This window comes from Streptomyces massasporeus (assembly GCF_014648995.1).
Classification (GTDB): Bacteria; Actinomycetota; Actinomycetes; order Streptomycetales; family Streptomycetaceae; genus Streptomyces; species Streptomyces massasporeus.
Genome location: NZ_BMSE01000002.1, coordinates 548,654 through 560,895, shown reverse-complemented (window position 1 = coordinate 560,895; position 12,242 = coordinate 548,654). Strand labels below are relative to the sequence as shown.

The 12,242-nt window shown below is 70.9% G+C and carries 8 protein-coding genes; 1 reads left to right on the top strand and 7 read right to left on the bottom strand.

The features are described from left to right. Positions 1-22: 22 nt before the first annotated feature. The 4 genes from IE153_RS07335 to proB form a co-directional block, all read right to left on the bottom strand. The gene (locus IE153_RS07335; RefSeq protein ID WP_455755061.1) at positions 23-598 is read right to left on the bottom strand and encodes an SCO2584 family spore wall biosynthesis protein; all 576 of its coding nucleotides are present in this window, start codon (positions 596-598) and stop codon (positions 23-25) included. 193 nt (positions 599-791) lie between these two features. Beyond that, positions 792-2,078, bottom strand: coding sequence for a glutamate-5-semialdehyde dehydrogenase (locus tag IE153_RS07330; protein WP_189588929.1), 1,287 nt, complete (start codon positions 2,076-2,078; stop codon positions 792-794). 72 nt (positions 2,079-2,150) lie between these two features. After that, positions 2,151-2,618, bottom strand: coding sequence for a DUF8830 family protein (locus tag IE153_RS07325; protein ID WP_436849274.1), 468 nt, complete (start codon positions 2,616-2,618; stop codon positions 2,151-2,153). A 124-nt stretch (positions 2,619-2,742) separates the two neighbouring features. Continuing rightward, positions 2,743-3,849, bottom strand: coding sequence for a glutamate 5-kinase (proB, locus tag IE153_RS07320; RefSeq protein WP_189589260.1), 1,107 nt, complete (start codon positions 3,847-3,849; stop codon positions 2,743-2,745). A 482-nt stretch (positions 3,850-4,331) separates the two neighbouring features. On the opposite strand from proB, the gene IE153_RS07315 reads away from it, so the two are divergent. Beyond that, positions 4,332-6,365 (top strand): CDP-glycerol glycerophosphotransferase family protein, encoded by a 2,034-nt coding sequence (locus IE153_RS07315; RefSeq protein ID WP_189589259.1) that lies wholly within the window; start codon positions 4,332-4,334, stop codon positions 6,363-6,365. A 172-nt stretch (positions 6,366-6,537) separates the two neighbouring features. Here IE153_RS07315 and IE153_RS07310 read toward each other — a convergent pair whose 3' ends face one another. The 3 genes from IE153_RS07310 to IE153_RS07300 all read right to left on the bottom strand — a co-directional run bounded on the left by IE153_RS07310 (position 6,538) and on the right by IE153_RS07300 (position 11,737). Then, positions 6,538-7,746, bottom strand: coding sequence for a glycosyltransferase family 2 protein (locus IE153_RS07310; RefSeq protein ID WP_189588928.1), 1,209 nt, complete (start codon positions 7,744-7,746; stop codon positions 6,538-6,540). 203 nt (positions 7,747-7,949) lie between these two features. Next, complete coding sequence (locus tag IE153_RS07305) at positions 7,950-10,064, bottom strand: CDP-glycerol glycerophosphotransferase family protein (RefSeq protein WP_229828894.1); 2,115 nt, start codon at positions 10,062-10,064, stop codon at positions 7,950-7,952. Between the two features lie 176 nt (positions 10,065-10,240). Next, positions 10,241-11,737 (bottom strand): bifunctional cytidylyltransferase/SDR family oxidoreductase, encoded by a 1,497-nt coding sequence (locus IE153_RS07300; RefSeq protein ID WP_189588927.1) that lies wholly within the window; start codon positions 11,735-11,737, stop codon positions 10,241-10,243. Between the last annotated feature and the right edge of the window lie 505 nt (positions 11,738-12,242).

The following is a 12,242-nucleotide window of genomic DNA, read 5'->3' as shown; positions in this document are numbered from 1 at the left end:
CACCAGGATGGGCGGGTTCCGGTCAGGGGCTGCGGGGGATCACCGAGACGGCCGGCTGGGAGTAGTCGGCGGAAGCCGAAGGGGCGGCTCCGCTGCCCTGTTCCAGGCCGGTGGAGGCGGGCGGTGGCGCGGGCTCGTCCCGGTTGGAGGACGCGCCCCGGTAGACCGCCGTGAAGGCCAGGGCGACCATGCCGATGCCCATCACGAGGGCGAGCAGCCAGGCGACGGGGCGGTGCCAGCGGACCTGTTTGGAGTACGGCCCGGTGCTGCCGTAGTGGCCCTCGATGACATCGGGGTCGTCGAACTCGTCGAGGTCGGGATCATGGCCGAAATCTCCCCGCCCGTCCGGACCGTACCGGTCGTCGAAGCGTTCGCCTCTGGTGTGGGCGCGGCGCGACTCCGCCTCGGAGGCCTCGGCTCTCGCCTGCGCCGCGGCCAGGAGGCGCTCCACCGCTGTCGGCTCGTGCACCACGGCCGCGCGTACGAAGGCCTCGTCGAAGACCACGGAGGCGAACTCTTCGTCCGACACCCCGCGGTCGTGGTCGTCGTCGGGCTCCCGGCCGTCCGGAAACGGCGTGCCCCCCACGTCCTCCGGCACGAATCCAGAGTAGACCTGGGGGGTCAATTTGGGCAGACGGTACGGAAATTCATCCGCCGGTTGAGACGGCTCGCGCGGGGCCCGGACGGCGCAGTCCCGCCCGGGCACTCCGGTCGCGCGCGTCTGCGCCATCAGGATGACCTGCACGGTCATACGGCTGCTTGCATACCCCCGCGCTGCGGGGAAGCGCGGGTCAGCGCCGTACGTGCCCGTCCCCGGTGACGATGTACTTCGTGCTGGTCAGCTCCGGCAGGCCCATGGGGCCGCGGGCGTGCAGCTTCTGCGTGGAGATGCCGATCTCGGCGCCGAAGCCGAACTGGCCGCCGTCGGTGAAGCGGGTGGAGGCGTTCACGGCGACGGTGGTCGAGTCGACCAGCTGGGTGAAGCGGCGGGCGGCCTGCTGGGAGGTCGTCACGATGGCCTCGGTGTGGCCGGAGGTCCACAGCCGGATGTGCTCGACGGCCTTGTCCAGGGAGTCCACGACCGCGGCGGCGATGTCGTACGACAGGTACTCGGTCTCCCAGTCCTCGGCCGTCGCCTCGACGACGGTGGCCTTGGAGTCCCCGGCGTAGGCCTGCACGCGCTCGTCGGCGTGCACGGTGACGCCGGCCTCCGCGAGGGCGTCCAGGGCGCGGGGCAGGAACGCGGCGGCGATGTCCTGGTGGACCAGCAGGGTCTCGGCGGCGTTGCAGACGCCGACCCGCTGGGCCTTGGAGTTGATCAGGATCTCGACGGCCATGTCGAGGTCGGCCTGCGCGTCGACGTAGACGTGGCAGTTGCCGGTGCCGGTCTCGATGACCGGGACGACGGACTCCTGGACGACCGTGTTGATCAGGGAGGCGCCGCCGCGCGGGATGAGCACGTCGACCAGGCCGCGGGCGCGCATCAGCTCGCGCACGCTGTCGCGGCTCTCGCCGGGGACGAGCTGGATGGCGTCGGCGGGCAGTCCGGCCCCGCCGACGGCGTCGCGCAGGACGCGCACCAGGGCGGTGTTCGACTGGTACGCCGAGGAGGAGCCGCGCAGCAGGACCGCGTTGCCGGACTTCAGGCAGAGGGCGGCGGCGTCGACGGTGACGTTCGGGCGGCCCTCGTAGATGATCCCGACGACGCCGAGCGGCACGCGGACCTGGCGCAGGTCGATGCCGTTGGGCAACGTGGAGCCGCGGACGACCTCGCCGACCGGGTCGGGCAGCGCGGCCACGTCGCGCACGTCGGAGGCGATGGCGCGGATCCGCTCGGGGGTGAGCGTGAGCCGGTCGATCATGCCCTCGCTGATGCCGGCCTCGCGGGCCTTGGCGACATCCTTGGAGTTGGCCTCGACGATCTCGCTCGCACGGACCTCCAGCGCGTCCGCGATGGCGAGCAGCGCGTCGTCCTTCTCGGCCCGGGGCAGCGGCGCGAGGGTCGCGGCGGCGGCCTTGGCGCGGTAGGCGGCCTCGGTGACCGGGGACATGGAGTCGTACGGCGAAAGCGTGGTCATGAGGGAAGCGTAGTGCGCCCGGCGGATCCGTTCATCGCGCGTTTCACACCCCGAGACGTTTCCCGGACCGGATCAAAACGGGTGAACTCCGACGGGCGAGGCCGGGGGCGGCCCGTACCCCTCCGCGATGCGCTGGTGGTACGTGGCGCGGTCGATGACCTCCAGGCCGACGATCTCCCAGGGCGGCAGCCCGGCGGTCTGCCGGTGCTCCCCCCACAGGCGCAGGGCGACGGCGGCCGCGTCGTGCAGGTCGCGGGCCTCCTCCCAGTAGCGGATCTCCGCGTGGTCGACCGCGTATCGGCTGGTCAGGAAGAAGGGATGGTCGTGGGCGAGCTGCTCCAGGGCGCGCCGGACCTCCGGGAGCGGGGCCTCCTTGCCGGAGACGCTGAGGGTGACGTGCCACAGCCGCGGGGTGTCGCCGGGTTCCTCGCCCTGGAACCGGTCCCCGGCCGCCACGCTCGTCAGGGCGCGCTCCTCACCGGCCGCACGGGAGCCGGCACCACCGCGGGACACTTGAGTCCCAGGGCGCACTCGTCTCACGACGGCCTCCTTTGCGCTTGGCGCTGCTGCGGAACAGTTCCCTGGGACAAAGTTGAGCAGGCCGCAAGGCGTCGCGTGGCGGTTTTGCGGAACGTCCACCACCGGGGGCGGACGTTTCGACCCATTACGGGTGCAGGACCACCAGGTCGTCCCTGTGTACGACCTCACGTTCGTACGCGGGTCCGAGATCGCGGGCCAGTTCCCGGGTGGAGCGGCCGATGAGCCGCGGGATCTCCTTGGCGTCGAAGTTGACCAGCCCGCGGGCCACCGCGTGCCCCGTGCCGTCCCGCAGTTCGACCGGGTCGCCGGCGCTGAACTCGCCCTCGACGGCGGCGATCCCGGCCGGCAGGAGCGACTTGCGGCGGTCCACGACGGCCTGCACGGCGCCGTCGTCGAGGGTCAGCGCGCCCTGCGGGGTGGAGGCGTGCTGGAGCCACAGCAGCCGGTCGGCGGAGCGCTTGCCGGTGGGGTGGAAGAAGGTGCCGGTGTCCTGGCCGGTCAGGGCGTCGGCCGCGTGGACGGCGCTGGTGAGGACGACGGGGACGCCGGCGGCCGCGGCGATCCGGGCGGCCTCGACCTTGGTGACCATGCCGCCGGTGCCGACACCGGCCTTGCCCGTGCTGCCGATCTCCACGTCCGCGAGGTCGGAGGGGTCGCGCACCTCGCCGATGCGGGAGGTGCCGGGCTTTGCCGGGTCGCCGTCGTAGACGCCGTCCACGTCGGACAGCAGGACCAGCAGGTCGGCGTGGACGAGGTGGGCGACGAGGGCGGCGAGGCGGTCGTTGTCGCCGAAGCGGATCTCGTCCGTGGCGACGGTGTCGTTCTCGTTGACGATCGGGAAGGCGCCCATGGCGAGCAGTTTGTCGAGGGTGCGCGAGGCGTTGCGGTGGTGCGAGCGGCGGCTCATGTCGTCGGAAGTCAGCAGGACCTGCCCGACGCGGACGCCGTAGCGGGCGAACGAGGCGGTGTAGCGGGCGACCAGCAGTCCCTGTCCGACGCTGGCGGCGGCCTGCTGCCGGGCGAGGTCCTTGGGGCGGCGGCGCAGGCCCAGCGGGGCGAGGCCGGCGGCGATGGCGCCCGAGGAGACCAGGACGATCTCGCGTTCCCCGCCGCTGCGGACCTTGGCGAGGACGTCGACCAGCGCGTCCACGCGGTCCGCGTCCAGGCCGCCCGAGGCGGTGGTCAGCGAGGAGGACCCGACCTTGACGACGATCCTGCGGGCCTCGCCCACGGCCTGCCTTGCCCCTGCCACGTCGCCGTCCGTCCCCTCGCATCGATTCGGTCGCTCACCAGGAAATCTACGGGACGGCCGGGCGGGGTGCGGCGCCGGTCCACGCTACGGACGGTGCCGTCGGCGTCACGGGAGCGCTGCCGCCGTCGGCACGGGAACGACTCTGCCGACGTAAGGGGGGCGCTGCCGCCGTCGTCACGGGTGCATTGCCGCCGTCGCACGGGAGCAGTGCCGCCGTCGTCACGGGAGCGCTGCCGCCCTTCTTCCACCCCATGACGTGACCTTTCGCCCCTCTCGAACCTCACCGCGACCTTCTTCGACCCCCGCCCGCGACAGGAACAGGATCTTCCGCTACGGTCCGACGACACGCGAGACGGCAACCGCCCCCACGCCCCTACGACACGCGCGTGTCGTAGAGAGGTCGCCGCGCGTTAACCCGGACGGCCGACCTGCGCCGACCCGACGCTCCTGGAGTGACCGCAGTGCCCGTACCTCTCCCCCGCCCGCAGGCCCTCCTCAAGGGGCTGGTCACCGTCGTCCTGGCCGCCGCCTTCGCCGCACAGGCGGTCGCGGCGCTGCTGCCCCACGTCCCGCTGCTGATCGCCGCGACGGCCGTCTCCCTGGCCACCGAGGGCGTGCTGTACCGGTGGCAGCGCGGGGTGCTGTCGCTGTTCGCCAAGTCGCACGCCGACATCACCGTGCGGCACGTCCTGCGGGACCTGCTGCTGGTCGTGGCCCTGCTGCGGCTCGGCGAGCAGGACCGGGAGACGGTGTACGCCCCGCTGGTGGCCGGGCTGCTCGTCTTCTACGTGCTGCACTGCGCGATCCAGGCGGTCTCCGTGCTGGTCCGCCGCACCCGCACGCTGCCCGTGGTGACCCGGAACATCGACGCCTCGGCACTGCGGCTGTCCCCCGCCCCGTCCGTGCTGCTGCGCCGCCCCGGCCACCGACTGCTCGTGTTCGGCCTGCCCGCGACGGCCGGGCTGCTGGCCAGCGCGCCGGGCGACCGGCCGGTCTACGCGGCGGCGGGCATCGCGCTCTCCCTCGCCCTCGGACTGATCGGCCTCGGCGCGCTGCTCCTGCGCCTGCTGCCGGGTCGCCGCCCGGCGGACGAGCAGGAGGTGCTCGACTGGTTCGACGCCTGGCTGGCCGCGTACCGGCCGACCGCCGGCCTGTACTTCTCCGGCGGTGCCGCCTCGGCCTACCAGGCGAACATGTGGCTGGAGCCGCTCGCCGGACTGGACGGCAGGCCGGTCATCATCCTGCGCGAGCGGTTCATGGTGCAGAAGATCGCTGCGACGGACATCCCCATCGTGTGCCTGCCGAAGGTGTCGACGCTGATGCGCCTGGAGCACTCCACGCTCCAGGTCCTCATCCACCCGTCGAACTCCGGCAAGACCTCTCAGGTGCTGCGCATCCCCACGATCAAGCACACCTTCGTCAACCACGGCGAGAGCGACAAGCTGTCGTCCTGCAACCCGTACGCGAAGGCGTACGACGAGGTGTGGGTGGCCGGGCCCGCCGCGCGCGAGCGCTACGCCCTGGCCGAGGTCGGGGTCGAGGACAAGGACGTGGTGGAGACGGGCCGCCCGCAGCTGGACGGCGTGCTGCCCTACGCGGGCCCGCCGGCCGGGCCGCGCACGACCGTGCTGTACGCGCCGACCTGGGAGGGCTGGGACGGCAATCCCGGCAACACCTCGGTGATCGCGGCCGGGGAGAACCTGGTCCGGGCGCTGCTCGCCGACCCGGGCGTGCGGCTCCTGTACAAGCCGCACCCGCTGACGGGCTCGGTGGACCCGCGCGCCGGCGCGGCCGATCTGCGGATCCGGGAGCTGATCCGGGCGGCCAACCGGGAGCGGGCGGGGGCACGCCCCTCGGACAGCGCGGAACTCACCCTCCGCACCGCCGAGCTGGACCGGCTCACCACGTCGGTGTTCCGGGCCGGGGCCGACACCGTGGAGCGGATGCTGGTGCAGTCGGCGCCGGAGCCGGGCCGCGCGGAGGCGGTGGCGCGGGCGACGGCCGCGTGGGAGGAGGCGTACTGGGCCTCGCTGCCGGAGGGTGAGCACCAGATCATCACGGACGCCAGGCCCACGCTGTACTCCTGCTTCAACGTGGCCGACCTGCTGATCAGCGATGTGTCGAGCGTGATCAGCGACTTCCTCGCCAGTGCGAAGCCGTACGCCGTGGCCAACACCAGTGGGCTGTCCGAGGACGCCTTCCGTGTCGCGTTCCCGACGGTGGTCGCGGCGACGGTGCTGACGCCGGACGCCGCCGGGGTGCCGGACCTGCTGGACGCCGTCCGGCACCCGGAGCGCGACGAGCTGGCCGAGGCACGAGCCGAGTTGAAACTGCGGCTGCTCGGCCCGGCGGAGCCCTCGTCGCAGGAGCGCTTCAACGACGCCGTCCGGGCGCTGTGCGGGGCGGCCCGGGACCACAGGGCCCGGGTGGCGGAGCGGCTGGCCGCGGTGCCCGGTCAGCGCACCGCGACCGAGGTCCCGACCGCACCGCGTTGAGCGGCACCGCGTTCCAGGTCCCTTCCGCACCGCGTTGAGCGGCATCGCGTTCTAGATCCCGACCGCACCGCGTTCCAGATCCCGACCGCACCGCGTCGAGCGGCACCGCGACGGAGGACCCGACCGCACCGCTGTGGCCCGACCACACCGCGTTGGGCAGCGGCACGCGCGGTCACGCCGCGTGCCGCATCTCGCGGGACGTCAGCACCCGCCGCGCCTTGCGCACCGCCCGGCGCATGAAGGTGTCGACACCGCCCTCGCGGTAGCCCGGGAAGGCCCGGGCCTCCCGGGGCTCGGCGAGGTAGACCGCATCGGGGACGCCGGCGGCGCGGTCCCGGAAGTGCGGGTAGGCCAGGTACACACGGCGGCCCTTCCTCTCGAGGAGGGCCGCCGCCTGCTTCTTGGCCTTGACGAACCGCACGACGTCCGGCAGCAGTTCGGGGCGCTGCTCGGCGACCAGGTGCAGCCGCAGCCGCTCGTGCACCTTGAGGCGCTGGGCGACGCCCTCGGTCCAGTAGGTGTCCATCAGCGGCTTGGCGAGCTCGAACTTGTGCCGGCGGACCTCCTCGCTGTCCGTCAGGTACTTGGGCCCGAACTGCGGCAGCAGCGTGACGAGGAAGGGCCGGATCATCAGCTGGTCGCGTCGGCCGCCCGCGGGGACGAGATCGGCGATGAGCTCCATCAGGGCCCGCGCGGAGTCGAAGCGCAGCGTGTAACTGCCGCTCTTCGTCACGTGCTTGCCGTCGTCGCGGCCGACCAGGTAGTAGCAGGTGTGGTCGGCGACCACGGAGACGCCGTCCGCCCGCAGATACGCCTCCATGGTGAACAGCGCGTCCTCGCCGGTGAACAGCGACTCGTCGAAGCGCATGCCGTGCCGGTCCAGCAGGGCGCGGCGGAACAGCTTCTGCGCGCTGAGCGTGAACTTGATGTTGGAGGAGAAGACGTCCGTCCGCTCCACCGTCTTGCCCCACATGGACTTCGGTGCCGAGCGGTTGACGCCCTCGACCTTGCCGAGCACCACGTCCGTGCCGGCGCGGTCGGCCATGTCGACCATCCGCTCCAGGGCCTCGGGGCCCAGCCGGTCGTCCGCGTCGAGGAAGAAGACGTAGCGTCCGGTGGCCTTGCCCAGGCCCACGTTGCGCGGGCCGCTGGGGCCGCCGGAGTTCTCCTGCCGGATCACCAGCACGTGCATGGGAGCGCGCTCGGCGAACTCCTCCAGGTACTCCCCCGTCCCGTCCGTCGAACCGTCGTCCACCGCGATGACCTCGACGCGTGTCGGATCGATGGTCTGCGCCTCGACGGACGAGAGGCACTCGATCAGATACGGCATCGCTTCGTACGCACCGATGATCACACTCACATCAGGCTGCGTCACGGTCACGTTTCCCCCTAGTCAACGGGATATTCCCCCCGTATCGCCTCATTCGCTACTTGGTAGACGGGTGATCGAGGCAAGCGGTTGCCTCGCACACGGGTGTTAGTGGGACACGTCACACATTGCGCCGACAGGACCCGGGAAGCAGAAAGAGTTCGGCCCCGAGGAGAAGCTCCTCGGGGCCGAACTCTTCAGTCAGCTGCGGAAGTTCAGGCCGTTCCGACCCCGTCCGTGTCACCGGCAGCGGCCACCCGCTGCCCAGGCACGGCGTTCGCCAGCTCGGCCTCGCTCTCCGCGAGGGCGGCCACGTCCCGGGACTGCTGGCCGACATTGCGCGTCTCGGCCTTGACCGCGAGGTTCGCGACGGCGGTGTTGAACTGCTCGAGGGAGGTCGGCTCGTCCGGGCCCAGCAGGTACCGCTTGAGCTCCTTGCGGTCCTCGGCCAGCCGGTCGGCGTCCGGGGCGCGGACCGCGCCGAGCAGCTCGCCCAGCTCGGACGCGCTGTTGGAGAGGATCACCGCGGCACGCACCGCCGTGTTGTTCCGCTTGAACTCCTCGACGCCCACCTCGGCGGAGTCGGTGACCGCGTACGGCTTGCCGCTCGCGATGAAGTCGGACACCACGCTGGAGATGTCGGAGACCATCGCGTCGGAGACGTTGAAGCAGTCGTACAGGCGCGGCTCGGCGCCCGTGATGACGCGGTGCTCCCAGGACGGGAAGGAACGCCAGTAGGCGTCGTTCCACTCGGCGCGCAGCCGGGCGACCTCCTCGTGCCGGGCGACGTCGACCAGCCCGTCACGGGTGGCCACGGCCTCGTCGCCACGGTCGCCGCCGGAGCCGGACAGCTGCGCGAGCCGGGCCTCGATCCGCTCCAGCTCGGCCTTGGCCTGCGCCTGGGCGGCGGTGTCGGCGATGAAGCGCGTGTTGATGGCGCGCTCCGCGGCGGCCTTCTGCACCAGGGCGGTGATCCGCCGGTGAGCGGCGCCGGCCTCCTTGCTGACGTTGCCGGTGAACGGGTGCGGCTTGTACAGGACGCGGACCGGCGGGTCGGCCTGCACGAGCTGCTTCACGATGTTCTCGCCGGCCAGCACGACCGAGGTGTTGCCCGGGTTGCCGTCCCAGCCCTCCCAGGTGGGGGCGTACAGAACCGTGGGGATGCGCCCCTCGGGCACGCCCTGCCAGGTCTGGATCGGGGCGAGCTGCGGGCGGCCGACCTCGACGATGTCGTCGTCGCGGACACCGACGTCGGCGATGGCGTAGCGGTCGCGGCCCGCGCGGCCGGCCGTCCACACCTCGTCGTAGACCTTGCTGTACGGGTTGACGCTGGCGAGCTTGTCGCTGTCGCCGTGGCCGATGAAGACGTGCTTGATGGTGGGCACGCGCAGCAGGTGGATGTTCTTGCCGACGTTGGCCGCGTAGAGCGCGACGCGCACCGTGGAGAGGTCCAGGTTCATCAGGTGCACCCCTCCGGGCACGCAGATGACGGGGACCGTGGTGGGCGCCAGATTGTTCAGGATCGCCCGCTCACGCAGGATGATCAGCGGCTTGGACTCCAGCTTCTCCATGGTGTCGAGCCACATGTTGACCTGGTAGGCGGAGTCCTTCGAACCCGAGAAGTACAGGACCGTCTCCGGCTTGTACTCGCCCAGCCAGTCGTCGACGGCGGCCAGGACCGTCTCCGCCTTCGGCGGGATCTTATGGCCGCGCACGTACGGCACGAGCGCCAGGACGTACAGGGTGGCCAGGGCCACGGTGACACCGATGCCGATGAAGCCGATCAGGGCCGACTTGACCTGCGCGGCGACCAGGATGCCGACGACCGCCACCAGGTCGAGGTGGAGCATCTTCTCGGCGGAGCGGTGCAGCAGCTTGCGCGGCGGGGCGTCCGGGATGCAGATGCGCGAGGCCAGGTCGACGTTGCGGGTGGCGACCGGCATGCGGCGGCGGTTGCGGATCAGCTGGACCAGTGCGCCGTGCGGGGCCTGGAGGCCGTAGAAGGCGATGAAGCAGGCGATCGCCCCGTAGTAGATCAGGTTGTCCGCGAGGGACAGCCGGGCCAGCAGCAGGACGAGCAGCAGCTGCCTTATCAGGAAGCGGATCGACAGACCGGCCCGCACCTTGCCGAGGCGGTTGATCAGGTAGCTGCCCTTGCGGTGCAGATAGTGGTCCGCCAGGTACGTCACGGCGGCCGCTGCCGCGAAGGCGGGAACGCTCGGGACGAGCGCGGCCAGCATGAGGGCGGGGAAGCCCGCCACCATGAGGATCGCCGCGGCCAGCTCGGCCGCGCTGCCCACCCGGGCGACGCGAATAGCGGTGGATATCACGGAGAAACCTGCTCTTGGGAGGGGTGTGCCGGTCTTGGTTCGAGAATGCGGCTGGTCTGTGAATATTCGCGAGACGGTATGGATTCAGGCCCCTGCGAACACTCCGTTCGACGACAAAAGCCGTTGACAGGAGGGCGCAGAGGCCTGAATTACTGAAGTCTATTTGGCGCCAATTATTACACGCCGTCCTGCCGGTCCAGCACCGTGGCCAGTGCCTGCTCGAAGCCGGAGGCCCGGGCCGCGCCGGCCGTCGGGTCCTGCTGGCGGACGTCGATGACGTGGCCGGTGAGCTCGGAGAGCAGCACGTCGAGCGAGGTGCGGGCCACGGCCTCGGAGGACAGCAGGGAGCCCGAGGGTTCCTGGCCGAACGCCTTGGTGCGCATGGGGGTGGCGGTGCGCTCGGGGTTGATGCAGTTGACGCGGACGCCGTCGCCGGCCCACTCGTCGGACAGGGCCTGGGTGAGGTTCACCATGGCGGCCTTGGTGGAGGAGTACAGGCTGTACTCGGCACGGCCCCGCGTGTAGCTGCTGGAGGTGTAGAGCAGCAGCTGGCCCTTGGTCTCGGACAGGTACTTGTACGACGACCGGGCGATCTGCACCGGGGCCAGGTAGTTGACCTTCAGCGCCTCCTCGATGGTGGCGTTGTCGGTCTCGGCGAGCTTGCCTATGCGCAGCACGCCGGCGGTGTTGACCACGTAGTCGATGCGGCCCGTCTCGGCGTACGCCTTCGACAGGGCGTCGTCGACCTCCTCCGGGTTCTCCACGTGGGTGCCGGTGGTGGAGCGGCCGAGCGCGTAGACCTTGGCGCCGTAGGACTCGGCGAGCTCGGCGATGTCCTTGCCGATGCCGTAGCTGCCGCCGAAGACGACCATGGTCTTGCCGGTCAGCAGCTCGCGGTAGGCCTCCTCGGAGACCTGCTCGGGGGCGGCCGTGGAGGCCAGCTGGAAGAGCTTGTCGGCGATGAAGACGTCGACGGGCTGGGTGACCTTCATGTTGTACTCGTCACCCGCGACGACGTGGATCGGCACGTCCGGCAGGTACTTGAGCACGACGGAGCAGTCGTCGGTCGCCTGGAAGTTGGGGTCACCCGCGGCGACCTCGTAGGCGCGCTTGATCGTGGACAGCTTGAACGCCTGCGGCGTCTGGCCGCGGCGCAGCCGGGAGCGGTCCGGGATCTCGGTGATGAACTCACCGTCCTCGCCGTGCGTGCGCGTGACGATGATGGTGTCCGCGGACGGAATGGCCACGTCGACGGCCTGGTAGCGCTCCAGGGCGACGACGCAGTCGTCGATGACGCGCTGCGAGAGCAGGGGGCGCACGGCGTCGTGGAAGAGGACGTTGGCGTCCTCGCCCTCGGCCAGGCCCTCGCCCAGCGCGGCGATGGCGCGCTCGGTGGTCTCGTTCCGCGTGGAGCCGCCCTCGATGACCTTCGAGACCTTCTTGAATCCGGCCTTCGCGACGATCTTCTCGATGTCGGGCACGTAACCCGGCGCCATCAGCACGATGATGTCGTCGATCGAGTCGGTGTTCTCGAAGGTGGTCAGCGTGTGCTCGATGACTGCCTTGCCGGCGATCTTCAGCAGCTGCTTGGGGATCGACAGACCCACGCGCTGACCGGTACCACCGGCCAGGATCACTGCGGTGGTACGGGGCTTGGCTATGTGCTGGGACACAGGTGACCTACCTTGGGGCGACAGGGAACTTGGAAATGGTCCCACTTGTGGTTACCGCAATGCAAGGTGAGCGACCTCCACCGCATATGTGCGCGCAACCTCTCATTCACCTGGAGACGCCGCTGATTGCGAGACGGCTGCGCGAGCCCCGGGAAATGCGCTGTGAGTAACTGCACAGAAGCCCAGCGACAGCGGAGCCGCTCGGGGCGGCGGTGACCGAGGGCCCTCACGGGCTCCTTGGGACGATGTCCTGTGCACGGTACGCGCTTTGACGGCGCCCCGTGCACCACGGCCGCCGCTCGCCGGGGCGGTCACGGGGCCGCGGTGTGCGGATCCGCACTTCCCGGGACCCGTGGCGGCACGCGTTCTTGATGCGGGCCGACCGCGAATACCGCTCTCCCGGCAGCTCATTGCCGAATTCCTGGTTGCGATTGCGCAGCATTTCGGTCTCGGCGCGAGCAATACACCGCGAGACCGGGTCGGACTTCTCACACATCTCACACGT

What these genes read in the sequence shown, in the direction of transcription:
- IE153_RS07330 (WP_189588929.1), bottom strand. Translation starts at nt 2,078, where the DNA reads ATGACCACGCTTTCGCCGTACGACTCCATGTCCCCGGTCACCGAGGCC.